Annotated in this window: 16 protein-coding genes; 5 read left to right on the top strand and 11 right to left on the bottom strand. The window is 35.7% G+C overall.

Translation table 11 applies throughout. The annotated features are described in order from the left end of the window. Positions 1–214: 214 nt before the first annotated feature. Both BC008_RS07720 and BC008_RS07715 read right to left on the bottom strand, forming a co-directional pair. Positions 215–631, bottom strand: coding sequence for a four helix bundle protein (locus BC008_RS07720; RefSeq protein ID WP_058183400.1), 417 nt, complete (start codon positions 629–631; stop codon positions 215–217). Between the two features lie 151 nt (positions 632–782). Next, positions 783–3,392: a dynamin family protein gene (locus BC008_RS07715; protein ID WP_058183399.1), complete on the bottom strand. Its 2,610-nt coding sequence runs from the start codon at positions 3,390–3,392 to the stop codon at positions 783–785. A gap of 376 nt (positions 3,393–3,768) precedes the next feature. Between BC008_RS07715 and BC008_RS07710 the strand changes: the two genes are divergently transcribed. Then, entirely contained in the window at positions 3,769–7,053 is a 3,285-nt protein-coding gene (locus BC008_RS07710; protein WP_235595818.1) for a pentapeptide repeat-containing protein, read from the top strand. A 944-nt stretch (positions 7,054–7,997) separates the two neighbouring features. Beyond that, positions 7,998–8,594 (top strand): hypothetical protein, encoded by a 597-nt coding sequence (locus BC008_RS07705; protein ID WP_058183398.1) that lies wholly within the window; start codon positions 7,998–8,000, stop codon positions 8,592–8,594. Positions 8,595–9,134: 540 nt separating this feature from the next. Here BC008_RS07705 and BC008_RS07700 read toward each other — a convergent pair. After that, positions 9,135–9,590 carry a hypothetical protein gene (locus BC008_RS07700; protein WP_027844907.1) on the bottom strand — a complete coding sequence of 152 codons (456 nt, stop codon included), beginning with the start codon at positions 9,588–9,590 and terminating at the stop codon, positions 9,135–9,137. A 167-nt stretch (positions 9,591–9,757) separates the two neighbouring features. Here BC008_RS07700 and BC008_RS07695 point away from each other — a divergent pair, with 167 nt between their 5' ends. Then, the gene (locus tag BC008_RS07695) at positions 9,758–10,228 is read left to right on the top strand and encodes a lipocalin-like domain-containing protein (protein WP_027844906.1); all 471 of its coding nucleotides are present in this window, start codon (positions 9,758–9,760) and stop codon (positions 10,226–10,228) included. Between the two features lie 30 nt (positions 10,229–10,258). On the opposite strand, the gene BC008_RS07690 is transcribed toward BC008_RS07695, so the two are convergent. Then, the gene (locus tag BC008_RS07690) at positions 10,259–10,969 is read right to left on the bottom strand and encodes a protein kinase family protein (RefSeq protein ID WP_027844905.1); all 711 of its coding nucleotides are present in this window, start codon (positions 10,967–10,969) and stop codon (positions 10,259–10,261) included. Between the two features lie 253 nt (positions 10,970–11,222). Further along, a complete protein-coding gene (locus BC008_RS07685) occupies positions 11,223–11,927 on the bottom strand; it encodes an ROK family protein (RefSeq protein ID WP_027844904.1) in 705 nt (234 codons plus the stop codon). A gap of 597 nt (positions 11,928–12,524) precedes the next feature. On the opposite strand from BC008_RS07685, the gene BC008_RS07680 reads away from it, so the two are divergent. Both BC008_RS07680 and BC008_RS07675 read left to right on the top strand, forming a co-directional pair. Beyond that, entirely contained in the window at positions 12,525–13,319 is a 795-nt protein-coding gene (locus BC008_RS07680; RefSeq protein WP_027844903.1) for a creatininase family protein, read from the top strand. A gap of 207 nt (positions 13,320–13,526) precedes the next feature. Beyond that, complete coding sequence (locus BC008_RS07675; protein WP_027844902.1) at positions 13,527–14,030, top strand: 2TM domain-containing protein; 504 nt, start codon at positions 13,527–13,529, stop codon at positions 14,028–14,030. A gap of 186 nt (positions 14,031–14,216) precedes the next feature. Here BC008_RS07675 and BC008_RS07670 read toward each other — a convergent pair whose 3' ends face one another. From BC008_RS07670 to BC008_RS49320, 6 genes are all read right to left on the bottom strand, one after another. Continuing rightward, positions 14,217–14,447, bottom strand: a complete 231-nt coding sequence (locus BC008_RS07670; RefSeq protein WP_058183397.1) for a hypothetical protein — start codon at positions 14,445–14,447, stop codon at positions 14,217–14,219. 23 nt (positions 14,448–14,470) lie between these two features. Beyond that, complete coding sequence (locus BC008_RS49325; protein WP_161938088.1) at positions 14,471–14,617, bottom strand: hypothetical protein; 147 nt, start codon at positions 14,615–14,617, stop codon at positions 14,471–14,473. A 62-nt stretch (positions 14,618–14,679) separates the two neighbouring features. After that, positions 14,680–15,438, bottom strand: coding sequence for an N-acetylmuramoyl-L-alanine amidase (locus tag BC008_RS07665; protein ID WP_027844901.1), 759 nt, complete (start codon positions 15,436–15,438; stop codon positions 14,680–14,682). 195 nt (positions 15,439–15,633) lie between these two features. Then, the gene (locus BC008_RS07660) at positions 15,634–16,032 is read right to left on the bottom strand and encodes a hypothetical protein (RefSeq protein WP_027844900.1); all 399 of its coding nucleotides are present in this window, start codon (positions 16,030–16,032) and stop codon (positions 15,634–15,636) included. Positions 16,033–16,075: 43 nt separating this feature from the next. After that, positions 16,076–17,119 (bottom strand): hypothetical protein, encoded by a 1,044-nt coding sequence (locus tag BC008_RS07655; RefSeq protein WP_058183396.1) that lies wholly within the window; start codon positions 17,117–17,119, stop codon positions 16,076–16,078. Between the two features lie 1,239 nt (positions 17,120–18,358). Next, a partial coding sequence (locus tag BC008_RS49320; RefSeq protein ID WP_058183395.1) for a spondin domain-containing protein occupies positions 18,359–19,674 on the bottom strand: 1,316 nt, incomplete at its 5' end.

Here is a 19,674-nt window from a genome sequence, read left to right as displayed (position 1 = left end):
GGAGTCAGGAGTCAGGAGACAGGAGTTAGGAGACAGGAGTTAGGAGACAGGAGTTAGGAGACAGGAGTTAGGAGATATGAGAAGGGGGATTTGTAGTGAGAATGGTTTAGATATGAATAATTTGACTCAATGACATGGCTAACTAAAACTGGATATTGAGTCCGCTATTTTTATTTCTAAATTCTGACTCTTGAATCCTGAATTCTATGATTGTTTACTTTTCGTTACTTTTTGCAGTTTGATAAGTCTCAATTACTAATTCACAAGTGCGATTACGTTGTTGAATTTTACTAACATACGCATCTAGCAATTTGCTTACTTCTTCAAGCTGCAACATTAGTGTAAGAGTGTTACCATAATTTAAATCTGCTGCCAAAATTAAGTAATAGCGACATTCTTCTAAAGAACCCTGGGAAATGTTTAGAAATCTAGCTTTGTCAGCTAATGTTCTCTGTTTAAAACCTTCTGCTATATTTGCTGGTACAGAAACAGCTGCGCGTCTAATTTGTGATGTCAATCCGTAAGTTTCGGTTTTTGGAAAATCACCACTCAAACGATATACAGATAAAACAAATTCATGTGCTTTTTGCCAAACAATTAAGTCCTTAAAACTTTTTGCAGCTTGTTTCATATTTATATCTCGCTTTTTTATATCTCTCACTTTGGAGAACTTTTCGGTCTTAATAATTCATTTCTAACCCATTCCTAAAACTCCTTTCTTATCTTCCTCCTCCTGCTGTACTTACGCCCCACTTACATTAACGCTGTAAACGCGGTCTGTCCTATCTTCTGTCTCCTGTCTCCTGTCTCCTGACTCCTTCTTCTGGAAACGAAATCCTCGGTATTTGCGACAATGTTTCTAACCAAGGTGGTGTCGGTGCTGCTATACGTTGTTCTGCTGAAGCTATATATCTTAATAATGGTTCGTTTCTTGATTTGAGTAGTTGTTGCAAGCTATCTAAAATTTCTTTTAATGCTCTATAAAATGTAGATTTAACTTCTTTTGTTAGTTCGCTGACGTATTGAGTTAAATGCAATCCGGCGCTCGCTGTAATTTCGTTACGCAATCTTAAAACAGCTATTTGATGGTTAAAAGGTCTGGGGGGTACGGGATATTTTTTCTCGGGACTCCAATCAAAGATTTGACCTTGGATATGCTTATTATCTTGACGGGCTAGAGGAAATAAGTTTTCGGCGTCTATGGATCTATTTTTTCCATTTGAATTACCACCAAGTCCGCTATGTTGAATTACAAGGTTTTGCCATTTTCTCACCGGATCTATTGCTCGCATCAGGTTACGAAACAAGCGTACTTGATTTTTACCAAAGTTTTGCTGAATATGTTGCTCCATTTCCGGTACAACTATTTCAAAAATATTATTCTTGTCTTGTTCTACCTCGATCGCTAATTTGTGAAATAGGTCTTTCACTGCTTCAGTTGTATGTTCGTGGGCGAATATCTGCATTTCCTCCAAGCTCTGAACGAAAGCTGGATAAAAATCATCGCTCCGAGTGGGAAGAAAATCTTCTACTTCTTCATCACCAAAGAAACTTTCAGTGGATGTGAGGGAAATGGTACCATTTTTGGTACTGTCCAATAATAAAGTCCATTCACTCCAATCAAAAAAGATTTTGTGGGTTAATTCGTCTTTGACAACATCGCTTACTGTTACTCCGTAACGATTTTTCAAAATTGGTTGTTTATCTAGATCGTCTTGGAATTCCCTGTAGGTACTAACCAAGTTTTCGATGGCTTCCCGGAGTTCCAAAAAAGCTGGGTTTTCTACTACTGGGATATATGCGGGGATTTCTTCGAGAATATTGGCTAAGTTATCTTGTTCTTGACGGATAATTTGAGCTGAACGTTGGGTATCTGCGACAAGTTGCTTCATTCCATGTAAAGCGACGTGCTCTTTAAGCAAGGAACGTAACCTTCCGATCCCACCATCTTCTACATAATCACTCAACTGTTTTTTCAAAATGCTTGTAGGTGGAAGCATTTCACTTAATTGTTGCCATTTTTGTCGCCACTCTAACTCTTGGGGTTTATTGAGTATATCTAATTCGGGGAGAAATTCTGGCGAGCCAACCTGTATCAATCGGGAAATTTCCGCTAGTTCTTTCAATCCATAAATTTGGGAAAGTAGAACAATATTCTTTTTCTCTGTTGTTAAATTACTTGCACTTGCAATAATCAGTTGGAGAATTTTTAGGTCTTCTAATACTGTTTCTTCCGAAAGTAATAGTTCTTCTAATAACTCATCAATTAACCGTTCATCGCTAGAAGTTACGGGTAATTGATTGAACCGACCCACACCAACAATGATTCTATCCTTAAGGTCTTGTCCCTTATCTTTTTCTAGCATGCTACGAATTTTCGCCGCCGTTCCACCTCCGGGATATCTTCCATTCAGCAGTAGCAAAATAGTTTGCACCTCTGCTAATTCCCGTAAAGATAAAAAAGCATCTCTGACTCCAGAGTCAGCAGCACCCAAACCAGGGAAATCTAACAATACAAATTCATTCGCACCTTGTAAAGAAGATAAATCCCAAATTTCCTGAGATACCTGTACCGTGACATCAATTCTCCGAATCAAAGAAAAACTGTTATTTAAATCTTTACTTGATGGAGTTGTATAATTTTCCCAATCTTCTTGCACCTTAGGAAGGTCTTTAAATTCAAGTTCTAAAATGTTCATCGGCGGTTCGACTAACTTTAGTCCTTTCCTCGCCGTTTCATAATCTATTTGGTAAATTCTGCCACAAATTTGACTACCGTAAGCAGTGTAAGTCCGAATAAATACTACTAATTCCCGTAGTAGCGATCGCAATTCTAAACTTTGAGTTTCCTGCCAAACTTCCTCACACCATCGTAAAATTCCCTCGGTATCTACCGTATCGGTCGGTTGCAAATTTTGGAGAATATCAAGTTGATAAACACTTACATTTGAGGCTTTTGCTCGTTGTTCCGTTTCCTTAAGCATAAATCTCAAACATTCATTCACCCCCATATGGGAAAGATATTCCACCGTAAATTTACCAACTTTGGTAGTTTGCAAATTGGGTTGAGCTACCAGATGAATAGCAGTGACATTACCTGTAGTCGGAGTTTCACTTACGGGAAGTGCATCAGCATAACCAATTAAACTACCAATTAGTAAAGTTTTGCCGCTACTAAATTCTCCCATAATGCCGATTTTCACCGGAGAAGAAGCAAGTTCAACCGTTTTTTGAGCGTAGGAACGTAATCGCCCGACCGTTTCCTGAAAACTGTTAGGGAACCAAACTTCTTCTGGTGGTGGGTTTTGCGATAGTAACTCTAAGCTTTGTAGTATCGATTCTCCATAATCTTTGTAGCGGCTTAACTGTTCTACTGCTGTATCGCTTTTCATAGTTGCTCCCAAGTCATACAGGTTTTCCCTACCCAAATCTTGAACGCCTCAAATACACCTTGGTTTAAATACAATTTAGTGGGGGTGTTTTACAGAATGAATCTTAAACTTATCAATTTTAAACTTATTAATCTTAAACTTATAAACACGAATCTACCTCCCGTATCAGGATCATATATTTTTTCCATGGAAAAGGAACAGTGAACAGGGAACAGGGAACAGTGTTTTTAGATGTATTGGGAATGGATGAAAGATTAACAGTGGATATTGAGTTGTGGATATTGAGCAGTAGATTTTAAGAAATTGATGAAAGATTAGTAACGGATATTGGGTTACGGGTATGAGTAATGGATATTGAGCAACGGATAAAATCCGGATGTATCCGTTGCTAAATTTGTCATTCATTACCGGTGTAGTCAAAATCAAATATTATCTCTATAGTAAGCAATTAGCTAGACTCGATCTAATACCCGCTTTAGGATTAGCAATGACAACCAAACTGAAAAAGTTCTGGAAGTTTTTCAGAAATGATATTGGGGAGCTTGCAAAGAAACCAAGTAGCGCCACAGAAACAGGTGCAGAGGTTTCTAAAACCAGTTTGGAATTAGCGATTGCTTTAGGTTTGTTGGGTTCTTCTTTTGCACCTGCTGCTGTCGCTGTTGCAGGACTTTCCTTTGTGGGACTTGCGAGTAAAGGAATAAAATTTTATCAAGACCGGACTAAAGATAAACTGACTTTAGAAGAATGTGTTGCAATCGCATCGCGACTAGCTTATGTAGAAAGTTTTGAAAGAATTCTCTGCAAGATTAAAGATAGCAATCAAAATCTTTTCACAAAAATTGTATTAACAAAAATTGAGAAAATACAGGCTTTAGAGGAACTAGGGGAACTAACAGAAAATTTTCAATTCGATCCAGAAGAAGCAAGAATTGCTATTACTTGTTTTAGAGAAACGAAATTAGCCCATGATTTAAACAGACATCTCTCATTTTCTCTCAGACAAGCAGGACTAACTCCAATAGAAGCTGACATTTTAACCCAAAGGATAGCTTGGAGTACTCAGAGATATATGAATCAAGCTTTAGCTGAAGCTAATTTAGAGATTTTCCATGGTATGTCCGAACGTTTGCTTCAAGAATTAGAAAAATATCAGAGTATTGATGATTACCTAGAATATGAGATTTCAAAGCAACCGCAAGAAAAAGTTTTTGCAGAAGATTTTACTTTTCAAGATATTTACGTACCCCTTAAAGCGCAACCATTAAACAGTAATGGTGAAGAAGATAAACAACAAAAACCTGTTAATTTAGAATTTTGGGCAAATAATTTACTTCAAAATCCCCAAAAAGCTAACCAAGTAATTTTTATCCAAGGTGACCCAGGACGTGGTAAAAGTGTATTTTGTCGCATGTTTGCCAATTGGGTAAGACAGAATTTATACCCAGTGTGGACACCTGTTTTAGTTTGCTTACGGGATATTGAGGCTTTTGAAAAACAATTTGAGAATACACTCAGAGCAGTAGTCGATCGAGATTTTGCTAACAGCGATCGCGGTTGGTTGACAGATAAAAATATCCGTTACTTGTTCTTGCTCGATGGCTTTGATGAATTATTAATGGAAGGTCGAACCAGCGGTGGTTTAGAAAAATTTCTCAAACAAGTAGGTGTATTTCAGGAAAGCTGTCAAAGAAACCCAGAAAAAGGTCATCGAGTTTTAATTACTGGACGTACTTTAGCACTGCAAAGTATTGAAAGAAATATGCCAGCTAATCTGGAACGAGTGAAAATATTACCAATGGATGAAGATATCCAAGAACAATGGTTTCAAAAATGGTCTGTACAAGTTGGAGATGATAAAGCAACAGCGTTTGAACAGTTTTTAGCTAATCAAAAGTGTCCCACAAGAGTTCGTGAACTAGCACAAGAGCCATTATTACTTTACTTATTGGCTGCAATGCATCGCGATGGCGAATTAACAGAAGAAATGTTTGCTATTTCTAAAGACACAACATATTCTGTTTCTACAAGTAAAATTTTAATTTACCAAAAATCTTTAGATTGGGTACTAACAAAACAACGTCCGGAAATTTTACAGCGAGAAATAACAGAACAAGATACAGAAGATTTACGATATATTCTCACGGAAGCTGGTTTATGTGTGGTACAGTCCGGTGATGAATGTGCTGCAATGTCGATGATTGAAAAACGTCTTAAGGGAGATGAAACAGCAAAGAATTTCCTTGAGGAAGCCAGAAGACATATAGGTGATAATCCCCTGAGAAATGCTTTAGCTGCTTTCTACTTGCAACCGGTAAGACAAACAGGTTCAGTGGAATTTGCTCATAAAAGTTTTAGTGAATTTTTGTTTTCCGAGCGCCTTAAAGAAAATATTGAAAGCTGGACAGACCCAAAAGCAAATAAAAAGGGAAGAGGTTTTAATATTCCACAAGAACAAATGGACTGGGAAATCTATGATTTGTTGGGTTATGGGGGACTGACGCCAGAAATTGTCGAATATTTGATGGGTTTGGTAACAGCAAGTGAGCATTTTCGACCTGTAGAACTCTTCAGACGTTTGGAAGATTTTTATCAACGCTGGTGTGATGGGGAATTTATTGATGATTATGCAGAAACATTACCCCAGAAAAAATCACGACAACTACATGAGGAAAATATTGAACTGGGACAGCGACAGGTAGATATTTATGCCGGTTTAAATGTGATGATTTTGCTCTTGGAGTTACATCGGTATGCACAAGAACAAAATGATTTAAAAGAACAGATAATATTTTATCCTTCTGGTCAAGCAAAAAATAATTGGACATTTAAGTTACGCCGTATTATTAACTACAGTGATGCAATCAGATTTAGAACTTTTAATAGTGTAGTTGGGCAATATCTCAGTTATGCAGACCTTAGGTTTGTGTATCTCAGTAGTGTAGATCTCAGAGGTGTATACCTTAGTGGTGCCGACCTCAGTAGTGCAAATCTCAGACGTGCATACCTCAGCAGTGCAGACCTTACGAATATAGACCTTAGTAATTCAGATCTCAGCGGAGCAAATCTCGTCGGTGCAAATCTCGTCGGTGCAAATCTCATTGGTGCAAATCTCGTCGGTGCAAATCTCATTGGTGCAAATCTCAGTTGTGCAAATCTCGTTGGTGCAAAACTCAACAGCGTAGACCTAAGTCGTGCAAACCTTATGGATGCGGACCTTAGCAGCGCTAATCTTAGTAGTGCTAACCTTATTCGAACAAACTTCAGTCGTGCAAACCTGAGTATTGCCAATCTCATCAGTGTAAACCTTAATAGTGCAAACCTCAGTAGCGCAAATCTTGTAAGTGCAAACCTCAGTCGTGCAAATCTCAGTAGCGCAAACCTTAGCAGCGCAAACCTTAGTCGTGCAAAGCTAATCAACACAAATCTCATTAGCACAGACTTCAGCGATGCAGACCTAAGTGGCGCAGACCTCAGCCGCGCATACCTCAGCCGCGCATACCTCAGCCGCGCATACCTAAGTGATGAATTATTTGGAGACATACATTGGGATGAAAACACGAACTGGGAAGGTGTGCGTGGCTTGGAAACTACAAAAAATCTACCAGAAGCCTTAAAACAGAAATTGGGTCTGGATATCCTCCTAAAGGAAGATGAAAATTAGAAATTATTTAATTATGGGAATTTTAGAGCTATTTTTACCATTAGCACTCCCTAAGATGTTACTATATTATCCTCCATTATATTTAGTAAATATTACGAGCAAAAAAAGGTACAAAAAGACTAGCAGCAATTACCACTAAAAAGTAAAAAATTATTCATATTTTTACTCTAATCAACAGTGGATATTTAAATGTGATCGCAATTTAAAATTAGTAAGTAACAATTAGTAATAAGCCCAAAAAATTGGCATATAGTCAAACATCACATGAAATATATGTTTGATTATTTTTACTATATTTACTTGCCAAAATATCGGGCGAATTATGTAATCGTATTGATACTTACGCTCACTAGAAAATATTTACTTAGTCAAATAATAATCATGAATTTTGAGAAATATAGAACGCGATATCTATAACTCCAAAATTCATTATTAGTCTTGCGAATCCTTTACAGGGCAAACTTTTAGCCTTTTATTAACTGTGGATATTACTTAGCCAAAGCATATAAGTTTACTGATAAAAGTTCATCAAATAAAAGCTAAGTTCAATTAGTAATAAATTTAAGTTTTTAGTTAAGTACTTTAATTGACTCTACCAAAAGAATTAGCCAAAAAAAGTTCCCTAGAAACAGTAAAGTTTTTATTATGGAAACGATTGAAGCATTAAATAGTTACTTATGGTATTAAAATGCAAAATGACTATAATAAAAAACATGGTTGTTCATATAATTTAAAAGTTAAAAATCTGGTTTTGAATTATATGTTCATTCCTCACAAAACTAATCTCAATTATGTTTTTGTATGAGTTATTTTTTCAAGATTCATAAATATAACTCACAAAAAACATAACTAATTAGTAATTGGCTGAGGTTTATTTTGAGCAAATTGACCAAAAATGCTACTATTTAGGGTTTTTTGCTCAATTTTACTTGTAATTACAACAAATGACAGGTTTTCAGACAATGGATAGTGTTAAATATGAACCCTCTCGAGTAAACATGGATGTTTTTGACTTAGCCAAGTTATATAAAGGTTCGAAGTCGAAAGCTACAAAAATGAATGATTCTTTAAAAGCAGGATTAGAGGAAGGAGAAATAGCTGAAGTTCTGGGAAAATTAGATGTTATTGAGTCTGCTGCGACTGGTATCGTTGGAGCCGGTATATCTTTTGCCATCTATAAAGCTCTAAAGGAATTTCTGCACCTTGAAGGGGCACGACGCCGAGGCGAACTAACCAATAGTGAAGTTATAGAACGAGTGAGTGATATTGCTTGGAAAGCAGGTAAACAGGGTGTGGCTGTCGGTGCTATTTTGACATTAGTTGTCATGATTTTTGGTAGCTCTATTCTTATACCTCTAAGTATTATTTCTCCTTTTGTCGGTATTCAAATGGCAGGAAGTTTATGGCGATCTTTTTGGGATGGTCTTGATGATTCGCAAAAAGAGGAATTGAAAAATTCGGCGAATCAACTTGGAGGTAAGATTAAAAACTTTTTTGTAGAACTGGACAAAACCGAACAAGATCCCTTCAAATCCTTATAGTATTATCTAATCAGAATTTGTATAAAATAATTTCACCCTAAATTATTTGGGTTCTAATCAATAATTTATGCAGAGATGTAGCATTGCTATATCTCTGCAAATTTAAATTTCCAATAAATAAGCGGTCGAATTTAATTAATTAAGCATTTAACAAAGTCAAAATAAGCTTGAATATATCTTCTTAGGTGTATGGAAATAGTATTTATATTAGGACTTACGCACTCATTAACTTAGCATTTACCAAAGCTTATACTAAGTTCAATACCCCTCTATTAAAATATTTTTGACACTTCTCGCACTTTTCACACTCCTTTTCTCATTTTTAAAAGAGGATAATTAACGAATTTAGTATTACTACAGTATTGGGAGTCTCTTTGAAACCAGTTATTTATAGCTTGAGATTCCTGTTCTCTCGTGACAATCATTTACTAACCCCACACAGATCGCGTTGCTGTAAATAGCTTAATTAAATTATTTGTGCGTAAATCCCGAACAGAAAAGAATTTAACTTATGCTAGCTATCACTTATAAGTGCTTTTACTAAAGTGCATAGAAAGCGATACCTCCTTTATAATCTTTATCTAAAGTCCATCCTGCTCCAACATTAGGATCCTTAGAATAAAAGTGTCTAAAACCTCCAATATCCTCTTGCTTGAAATAGTACTGATAAACAGGTGTTGCACTTAGGGTTGGTTCTGCACATGCATAAAAGGCAATACCACCGTTATAATTTTTGTCTAAAGTCCAACCAGCTTCGACATTAGGATCTGTGGAGTAAAAGTATCTAATTCCTCCATAAGGTTGTTCTACATAATATTGATAAACCGGAACACTACCTTTTTGTTTATCTTTGAAAGCTTTGAAAGCTACGCCATCATTACAATCTTTATCTAAAGTCCAACCAGCCTCGACATTAGGGTCTACGGAGTAAAAATATCTAATTCCTCCATAAGGTTGCTCGGCATAATATTGATAAACAGGAACTACTTTGGACATAATCTTATCCTTATAAACTATAGATTTGTTACTAGAATTGGTTAGTTATTTTGCTCGAATGAGCTTGTGTAAAATGACTACATAAGGCTATTTACATTTTTCGGAATAATATAATATTGAAAGCCTAGGTAAAAAATACCCTTAGAGGAACTAAATAACTAACATTTATGAATTTATCTACCCAAGACAACCCCTTAATTGGGACTTGGAAACTAAGTTCCGTTACAGCAATACTTCCTGATGGAAAAATTGAACCCGAAGCTTTTGGAGCAAATCCCACTGGCTACATTACCTACACTCCAGAGGGTAAAATGATGGTGATATTTTCTCGAGGCGATCGCCCACCCTTAAGTGGAAATGCGCGTTCAACCCTTAGTAAGGCGATACATTCAGTACCAATAGAGGAACGTGCCCAAGCTTTCACCACTTTTAATGCATACGCAGGAAGATATACTATAAATGAAAATACTGTAACCCATCATGTAGAAGTCGCATCAATGCCAAATCGAATTGGTCAAAATTTAACCAGAGTTTTTACCTTAGATGGAAATCGAATCAAATTAAAAACACCACCGAGCAAAAGCGATGATGTTCCAAAAATATTTGAACTAATTTGGGAACGCGTTGAAATAGAATAACAACGAATAAAAACAGTAAATATTTAACTCTTAACGGACACCGCGATTTTGCTTTTGTTCCCGTTTGAACATTGTAAGTAATTTCTCACACCTTGTTTTAAATTTACCTGCAGCCCGATAGCTTTTGCGCACAACATCTAAAACACCGTAGGGAACCTTTAGTCGCAATGGAGAGATCAAAGGACGATAAAGCAAATAATATGCCTTTTTCAGGTTTTCCCATTTTGAGCATTCTTCCTCATCGAGGAAGTCAGAAATATCTACAACCAAGCCTCTACCCTCGTGCATCATTACGTTGCGACCGTGAATATCATGGGGAAAAAGACCGCGATCGCGTGCATAATCCAGAGCTTTATCGATATCTTGGATCACCTTTCGGGGAATCGGTATACCGAGATTCATACAATCATATAAAGTTGTTCCATACAACCGTCTCAAGACTAAAAATCCATCTTTAGCGTAGAAACAGTCAGAAAACGCAGGATGGGAACCCAAGCGTTGGTAGACTTCTACTTCTTCCTCAAACCCCGGACGTCCTGGTGCATAAATCTTCACCACAAGATTTGGATAATTGGGGTGATAAAAAACAGCAGCATAATTACCTGCACCCACAAGGTTCCAAGGATTGGGAATATAACTGACCTGTATTGGATCGTGTGGGTTGACGCTCTTTATCCTTAGCTTGGGTAGTAATTCAAACTGGATACTCCCCACAAGTTGGTTTATGTGCAATTTATCCATAAGGGACAAATATATTACCTGTGGCAAAACGAAAAGAACAGATTAACCCACTCAAGTTAACTTAAAAATTCATTAACTTAACAATTTTAAATTTGATGAGATGGGATAGTTTAAAATTATGTAGCCTGATATACAAATATCATTCTAACAGAAAATAATCTAATGGCACATATGATAAATGGGGCAGCAAGAGCGATTAAAGAGACATCTTATTAATTACAATACCTTTAATTGTAGTATTCTTACTTAATACTTAATCTCTCCATAAAGCAATACCACCTAATAAACCATATACATTGGGAATAATCTTCACGTTCGGCGCTAAATCTATTTGTACTTTTCTAGCTTCGCCACCACCAATGTATAGGTAATCATAATTAAATACATTTTGTAATAGCTTAATTGCTTTTTTCAATCGCCGATTCCATTTTTTTTGGCCAATTTTTTTTAACGCGACCCGTCCTAACTGTTCTTCATAGGTTTCTCCTTTGCGAAATTTATGGTGTCCTAGTTCTAAATTTGGGATCAATTTACCATTAACAAATAAAGCAGAACCAAAACCAGTTCCTAAGGTAAGAACTAATTCTACACCTTTACCGGAAATTGCGCTCAACCCCTGCATATCTGCATCGTTAATGACTCGTACCGGTTTTTGTAATTTATTGGATAGTGTTGCTTCTAAGTTGAATCCTAACCATTCCGGGTGTAAGTTGACTGCTGTTTCTACTACGCCATAACGAATAACGCCAGGGAAACCAACAGAAACTCTTTGAAAATTACCTTGGGAAGATGCTAAACGTACAATGGTATTGATGATGGGTTCGGGTGTCGCTGGTCGGGGAGTATCTAATCGTATCCTTTGAGTTAAAGGCATTCCTTTGACATCTAGTACTATTACTTTGATCCCACTACCACCAATATCAACAGTCAAAGTACGAATATTACCGTTCTGTTCCATGAATTTAACTTTATTGCTATTAGGATATAGATAACAGTTTTAAAGTCTTTTTTCCTCAAATAATTTATAATTTTTCATTTATAGCAGATTGTAATTAAGTGATATACAGGATAAATTCCGAAACTTTAAGCCAAAAAATTATTTGATATTTTTACTTCACCAGAGTGACGAAAGCGTCTGAGGAAGGCTATCGCTTCCTTATGAATGTAAAGAAACATTTCTGTTTCTTAGGAGAGGGATAGTTTGGATATTTATAGATATTTGAGATCGCTTCTACTCAGTAAAAAGCGAGAGAGATGTTTATTTGCAGCACCTTCAACACAAGTTAAATTTTGCGAAAATAACCTAATTACGAAATTTATCTTAAGTGTTATGCCGGACATCATATTAATTCCTCCAAGGCAGGTAAAATCTTTATATGAAAATTAATTGGTCTGACGAAAGTGGTATTAAAGGTAATTTTTTACTTCTTCCCACTCCTACAAATAACTTTTAGGTACAAAATCCCATTCAACCTGGTTGCGACACATAAAGTCGATTCGGGTAATTAGCCTGAGAATCATTTATCACTCAATTTCATTAGCCTCATTACTGATTATGCATGGTTTTATACCCCCTAAACGTTTTTTCCCTTATCTTTCCTGGATTGATATCGAAACAATGCCTGATAAGGAAAATGTAGTGATAATTCAGCCTGTAGGAGCAATAGAACAACATGGACCCCACCTACCATTGATTGTTGATGCGGCAATTGGGGCAGGAGTTCTGGGAAAAGCTTTAGAAAAACTTGATACTAGTATACCCGCGTATGCTCTACCAAATATTTATTACGGAAAGTCTAACGAACACTGGCATTTTCCCGGTACAATTACCTTGAGCACAGCAACTCTGACAGCCATTATTATGGAAGTGGGGGAAAACATTTACCGGGCGGGGTTCAGAAAATTAGTATTAATGAATTCTCACGGTGGACAACCCCAAGTAATGCAAATGGCGGCGCGGGATTTACATGTCAAATATGATGATTTGATGGTATTTCCATTTTTCACTTGGAGAGTTCCTAACATTACTAAAGAATTATTAACTCCCAAGGAAGCAAAAGAAGGAATGCATGCTGGTGATGCTGAAACCAGTATTATGCTGGCTTTATTACCACAACAGGTAAAAATGGAAAAAGCAATTGCTGAGTACCCTCCAGCACAACCAGAAGGAAGTTTGTTGAGCCCCGAGGGCAAACTACCTTTTGCTTGGACCACCCGCGACTTGAGTAAAAGTGGGGTAATTGGAGATCCAACAACTGCAACAAAAGAGAAAGGTTGGCAAATCCTTGAATCTGTTTCTGATGGTTGGGTAAGTGCGATCAAGGATATTTACGCTTTTGGAAAATCATAGTTCCAGTTGCCAATAAAAAGTAAAAAGTTTCAAAAGTTGCTAATTTACCATATAGGTAACGCTATATGTTAACTCCCAAACTCGCTAGATTTGTTACTCTAAAAATAGCTGAATTAATCCTGAATTAATATTGATAGCTGTTAGTTTGATGTGTAGTATTTGAAAGGCGTTCAGCCGTAACAATAATTAATATTAGAGATTTGTATTATGACAGAATTTGAATCAAAGCAAGCTCATTATTACAGCCAGGAAGATGTACAACAGATTCTGCATTTAGCAATTTCTCGTCAAGTTGATGACGATGACAAGGAATTTTCTTATCAACAACTTCTGGAAATTGCTGTGGAGATGGATATTTCTCCAGAATCCCTAAAATTGGCTGAAAGAGATTGGAAAAATTTAAGAGGAGAATTACAGCATCGGCAAACTTTCAATACTTTACGTCGTACTAGATTCAAAAAACGCTTAGGTAATTACGCAATTGTAAATACAATTTTGGTAGCTGTGGATTTAATGGGTGGAGGTGGTTTGGGCTGGTCACTATACGTTGTATTATTTTGGGGAATGGGGTTAGCACTTGATGCTTGGAATAGTTTACAAACCAAAGGTGAAGATTACGAAGCTGCTTTTCAAAAATGGTATCGCAAGTACCAACTTAAAAGTTCTTTTGACAATATTTTAAATAAATTGTTTAAAGCGACTTCGGGATGAATCCTTTGCTTATTCTCATTAAGATTGAAGAATATGAATTTACTTTTGTAGTTAAATATGAAAGCAGCAAACAAGAATATTTTCTGGATAGATATTTTATCTACCCAGAATAATTTTGATTTTGAATTAATTTAATAGATATCTAAAGCGCCTATATTTTAAGATACCTATTCCAGAAAATTAATATTATTGCATTCCATCATGCGAGTCTGATTGTATTTTTATTTGGTCGCGTTTTGCTGGTTGTGTTATGTACCCTGCAATAAATACTACTAGTGTTGTAATTGGACCTGAGATTGCGGTTGGAACTGGTTTATTCAAATATACCTCTGAAATACCTACAGAAAGTTGGACAATTGCAGCAGCAGCAGTCGCAACAGTTACTTTTTGCGCCGGAACAGATGTTTGCATTCTCATCGTAATAAACCTTTAAGCTTTCGTTAATTATTTTTTTCTAGTTCTTTTCTTCCTGCTGCAGCAATTGCTTCTAAGGTTTCACACATTGCTTCTAGATCGTCCACTTGACCATCGGCTAAATCGAAGGCTATGAGTATCAATTCTCTGCGAAGTCTACGGGATATTCTCATGACTAAGACTCCATTATATTGTGAATAAATAATTGAAATGTAAAGTTAAAATTTGCTATTGCTTAAGCTTCTAAAAATTGGGAGTGACCGGAGTAAAAGTAATGGATATCTCGAACACCTAATTCTCGGTTAATCAACTCAACAACAAGATGAGACTCTTCTTCGCCAATAAGTTTTGCAGGATAATCTCCAGGTTGGAGAAAATGGAGTAGTCCAGGCTCTAAGTCTTCTGATTGTTCGCTGTTGGGTTTAGCATAAGTGGCAACATTAATGCGTAATTTACCGGTTATATCCTTGCGGACACCTTCGCCAACTAACCCATTAACAATTGCGATCGCCATTTTATCCGCATTAAATATCTGCATGTCTTTTGGGGAAGTGATAAAACAGCACTCAATTAGAATTGCTGGCATTAAAGTATTCTTGAGAACAAAAAACCCACTGTATTTTACTCCTCTACCAGTAAAGCCTAATTTGAGGATTTGAGTCAGGACTGATTGAGCTAATGCACTGGCTTTTCCACCAGGTTTAAAAGCAAAAACTTCTGAACCCCTTACGTTAGGAGAAGAAAAAGCATTGAAGTGAATTGATACGAAGATATCCGCGCCACTTGAATTTGCTTTATTGACTCGTTGACGCAAAGAATTGCTTACGCTAGAGCTATTTTGGGGAGTTACGACGATAGTTTTATGTCCCCGTTTTTGTAGAAGTTCAATTACTCGAGTACCAACTTCTTTTACCAAAACGTCTTCTGAATAGTTATTTGATATGGCTCCCGTATCTGGAGGACAATTATGTCCTAGGTCAATTGCAAAAAGCATATTCTTATTTAGTCCCTATTGAGTGAAACGACAATCTCGAATTTATATTTGGTTGAAATATTTGGTTGAAATATTTAGTTGAATTTTCGTTTTACCTGCACCCATATTGACAAACTTGACTTTGATTGAAGTCAGGTACCTTAAAGTCAAGGTGAGCCTCTGACATCTGCACCGAAAGAATCCATACAATTCATACTAAATCTCCTGTAAGTCGATAATTCCACCGGTTTGAAACGCCCGAACAGTACTAGTAAAAATATTCAGTACTTCAGTTACATCAGATAAAAAATTATTGAAATTATCAATATTCCTCGCAGAATTTTTTAAGCTATTTGTAGCTTGTAAAATTCGGGAATAAGGGCTATCAACATTCGTATTGAGAATAAAATCTAGCTCTATATAGTCAATATAACCCTGTAGCTCGAGTTCTATAGTTTCCAGATCGCCCCACTTATCTCTTGCTCTTAGCCATTGTTGAGTAGAAATTTCCCCCATATCAAAAGCATCACTAACTTCTGCTCTGATAATATTAATTAATTTTGTTAGTTCCTGACGAATCTTTTTTAAATCATCCAACTTGAGTTCGGTAGACATAATTCATATTTACTTTGTTTTAAAAAATTAGATTAGATGACAATTAATCTTGAATTTCTTCAAAGAGAGGAGTAATTTTATCAATGTACTCATTGGTTGCTTTCTTGACTTGCTTTAATTCCGAATTACTAATTTCTAAATCCCAGGATTCATCTTCTTGATTAGTTTTTTGGAGGCTGATTTTTTTTTGATTTCTGGAGCGATATTTATTACATTTTTGAATTTGTTTTGATGAAAGCTCTTCCTGATTCTTATTAAAGATATATTTCAATTTGTGGTGAAAGTCAGCAGTGAAACGAATTGCAGCCACATAAGCTGACCCTTTTTTCTTTCGTTCAATAACTTTGTTAATTTCTGCTCGTTCTTTTTCCTCCAATAAAGTCTGTTGTTCTTGAAGAATCTTTAAATTTTGTAGATTATTTTCCCGATCTGATATTTTCCTCAATCTTTTATTGACATCGCCGATATAAAAGCCAAAATGTTCGTGAATCTGGGCGATTTCCCTATTCAGAGAATAGTTCACATAGGATGAATCGATAAAGCTGGAGAGATTAGTAGAATACTTCTGAATATCTTGGTCGGTACAAATAACAGCGAGTTTCAAATTACGACGACGAAAATCTTTAAATATAAGATTAGTGATAAAGTCAGCAATTTGAAATCCAGCTTCGCGAGCATTGTCACTAATTTTATTTCCATTGATGTCAAGATTAGCTAAAGCTTCTGACAGATTTGCGAGTTGAGGAGTAAAACTATTACTATTGTTGCTAGCTAAATCTCCTATCGCTGCAACATATTTAACTAAAACACTCCCCGCAATTTTAGTATTTTGTGAATTAGGACGATATAAACGATCGCAAATAATTAATTGTTCTCGCATATTTTGTCGACTAGCAGCTGTTATCACAGCTTCCCAAGTTGCAGATCTAGTGCAGGAAACATAAATATCAGCCGAAATAGTTTCGTTTGCACTTCTTAGTTCTTTAGATAAAGTACTAAATGACCTCGCCATTTTTAAGTCTTCATTTCTGCAACTACTAATAATGAAGGAAATGGGAATTAAAATAAGTAAAATTTGAGATCGCATAAACTTTTAATTCTTCTTAAAAAGAATAAAATTAATTATTTTTTTTATATAAGAATTAATGTATTTCGCCTGAGTAGTTAATTCCCATTAAAACTCTTAAATACATGTAAAAAAATATATTTTAGATTAAAAACTCACATAATTTATGATTGAATTACAACGATAAAGTACAAGATAAAACTTAAGATAAAACCCAAAATCCTCTTTTTATCATAGTGTGAATAATCAAAAAAATAGAAAAAGTGAGTGATTAATAATTTTCGTATTCTTACTCATGGCTTGGATTTAATCTATCTAGTTATAAATTAAATTGGATGTAGATATTAGAACCTGATAATGTTGTGTCAGAGCATTTACAGTCGTGAATTTACTCCAAAACTGCAAGTCTATATTTAATTTTTCATGATAGTTGTGCTAATTATTTATGTTGCTAATTAATTGTGTTGCTAATTGCTGCCGATTTATGACTATAGCGAATAAACTATTCAATTATTTTACGAAGTTGTATTTTATATTTTGAGGCAGGAAATAATTCATCCGATACAACTTCTATAAATATACTGTTTTTTGTAGATGCAAATGACATTAAAGTTGATACATGTAAGTATAATATTATGCATAAAAATAATAAATATCTGTTTTAAAAACTTAATGATATTATTTTTTGATTGAGATCGTGCTTTAACAGCATCTAGAATATATAATTATTATTCGAAACATCAAATCATAAAAATCAAAAAATAGTAGTATATGAATTTAACTATATTATTAATCAGCATACAAAGATATTAAAGTATATTTAGTATACTATTATTTTTCATCTTTTAACAGATTAAAATTTAGTTTATTGTTTAATGTGTAAGTATAAAACAGAAATGATTTCTTATTACTTTTATATTCAATTATATAAGTGATGTTTTTTAATAATTATTTATATTTTGTCATAAAATATGTCTACGAAATAGATATAAGATAGTTCTGGAGTATATTTATTGAAGAACTTGATATTGGCTAATAGGGTTTGAGTATTTTGCTAGCTTAAGTAATTTCGGCTTACAATTTCCATAAGGCATAAAGTGACTAGAGGAAGCAAGGGGAGTAGGAGGATAAAAGAAGGAAGAAAATACAATATACCTTTTTTCCTCCTCAGTCTCCTTGGATTTCCTCTGCTTATCCATTCACGTAGTGTAGATAACCGTATTGGAATGCTCCTTTTGTTTCTCCTCGATCTAGAAATAACTAAGCAACTTCATAATTAGCCCCAAAGATTAAATCATCAAAATCATTATCCCCACCACCAAATAAATCTTCAAAAGCGAAAGTATTGTTATCTAGTAAACGAATATGCTCAACTCCATCCGGATTTGCTCCTAGGAAAGAGAAATAAGCGATCGGTTCTTCCCCTCCTTGGTTATTGGGATTTTGATTGAGAAACTCTTGTGCTGTTCCATTCGCGATTACAAAAGGAGCTAATAGATTTCCTCCTGCAAAATTGCTAATCTCGCTAGTATTTCGATCTAAATTCAAGACTGTTTGTCTTACAGCAGCTGCAGCATAACCGTCATCACCAGGATTTAAATTATTACCAAATTCATCCTGAATAGTTCCACTCGTATCTTCAATGCGATAAAAACCGACAGTGTTATCAAAAGCAGCTTCACTGCTAATGTCTAGATCAGAAACCCTTATCTCTTGATTAACTACCGATCTAAAATCAAGTAATGGATCTCCTTGACCGTCGTCTTGAAAACGAGTTCCTAAAGGAAACTGTTCCACATTATTAGCTGTTATCCTAATTCTTGCAACTTCATAACCATCAGCAGTAAAGTCTGCGTTTGCAAATCTGGGTTCGCTCAAAATTCTTCCCCCATCTTCAAAACCTGGGTGAACTGTGACTACACCATTTTCATCAGTTCCAGTATTTGGGGTACTTTGACCAAAAAAGGCGGTGCTATTTTCTGCTTCGTCATTTACTTCCGTACCAGCATCTAAAACTTGGTTTCCTCTGACTACGAAATCTGCACCTAAGAAATTACCGTTTTCGTCAAAAATCTCAAATGCTTCAGGGTTCCCATTCGCAATAAAAGCATCGTTAGAGGGAAGAACCATCGCTGCATAGTTAAAGAAACGACTGCTCGCTAGGGAACGGTCTAGAGTAAAGGTAAGGCTAGTAGTTTCTCCAGTATCAATTGGACCTGGTGTTGCTCCCCCTGGGCCAGTAATTGTACCATCTACAGTACCGGCTCCACTGCTAATAAACTCGCTAGAAATTAGGCTGGTACTTCCATCTTCAGCTAAGCTTTCTAAGCCTCCAGAAGCTGGTCTACCTCGGTCATAAGTATCAAAACTACCATCATGGAAACCCACCCACAATGGTGTTAGTAAAGTACCATTTTCGGGAGCTAGGTTCTCAACAGTTACAGTGACTTCAACCAAATCAGCTGGATCTGGTTCGTTATTATTATCTGTAATACCAACTCTATGTGAAGTTGCATATAACTGTAGAATAAAGAATGAAGAAATAAAAGAAGCAAAAGCGAACAATGGGGCGTCCC

The sequence above is a fragment of the Mastigocoleus testarum BC008 genome (assembly GCF_001456025.1).
In the GTDB taxonomy this organism is placed as follows: domain Bacteria; phylum Cyanobacteriota; class Cyanobacteriia; order Cyanobacteriales; family Nostocaceae; genus Mastigocoleus; species Mastigocoleus testarum.
This window is presented reverse-complemented; position numbering and strand designations above follow the sequence as displayed.

What these genes read in the sequence shown, in the direction of transcription:
- BC008_RS07695 (WP_027844906.1), top strand. Translation starts at nt 9,758, where the DNA reads ATGAATTTATCTACCCAAGACAACCCCTTAATTGGGACTTGGAAACTA.
- BC008_RS07710 (WP_235595818.1), top strand. Translation starts at nt 3,769, where the DNA reads ATGTATCCGTTGCTAAATTTGTCATTCATTACCGGTGTAGTCAAAATC.
- BC008_RS07665 (WP_027844901.1), bottom strand. Translation starts at nt 15,438, where the DNA reads ATGCTTTTTGCAATTGACCTAGGACATAATTGTCCTCCAGATACGGGA.
- BC008_RS07720 (WP_058183400.1), bottom strand. Translation starts at nt 631, where the DNA reads ATGAAACAAGCTGCAAAAAGTTTTAAGGACTTAATTGTTTGGCAAAAA.
- BC008_RS07655 (WP_058183396.1), bottom strand. Translation starts at nt 17,119, where the DNA reads ATGCGATCTCAAATTTTACTTATTTTAATTCCCATTTCCTTCATTATT.
- BC008_RS07670 (WP_058183397.1), bottom strand. Translation starts at nt 14,447, where the DNA reads ATGAGAATGCAAACATCTGTTCCGGCGCAAAAAGTAACTGTTGCGACT.
- BC008_RS07705 (WP_058183398.1), top strand. Translation starts at nt 7,998, where the DNA reads ATGACAGGTTTTCAGACAATGGATAGTGTTAAATATGAACCCTCTCGA.
- BC008_RS07700 (WP_027844907.1), bottom strand. Translation starts at nt 9,590, where the DNA reads ATGTCCAAAGTAGTTCCTGTTTATCAATATTATGCCGAGCAACCTTAT.
- BC008_RS07690 (WP_027844905.1), bottom strand. Translation starts at nt 10,969, where the DNA reads ATGGATAAATTGCACATAAACCAACTTGTGGGGAGTATCCAGTTTGAA.
- BC008_RS07675 (WP_027844902.1), top strand. Translation starts at nt 13,527, where the DNA reads ATGACAGAATTTGAATCAAAGCAAGCTCATTATTACAGCCAGGAAGAT.
- BC008_RS07715 (WP_058183399.1), bottom strand. Translation starts at nt 3,392, where the DNA reads ATGAAAAGCGATACAGCAGTAGAACAGTTAAGCCGCTACAAAGATTAT.
- BC008_RS07685 (WP_027844904.1), bottom strand. Translation starts at nt 11,927, where the DNA reads ATGGAACAGAACGGTAATATTCGTACTTTGACTGTTGATATTGGTGGT.
- BC008_RS07660 (WP_027844900.1), bottom strand. Translation starts at nt 16,032, where the DNA reads ATGTCTACCGAACTCAAGTTGGATGATTTAAAAAAGATTCGTCAGGAA.
- BC008_RS07680 (WP_027844903.1), top strand. Translation starts at nt 12,525, where the DNA reads ATGCATGGTTTTATACCCCCTAAACGTTTTTTCCCTTATCTTTCCTGG.
- BC008_RS49325 (WP_161938088.1), bottom strand. Translation starts at nt 14,617, where the DNA reads ATGAGAATATCCCGTAGACTTCGCAGAGAATTGATACTCATAGCCTTC.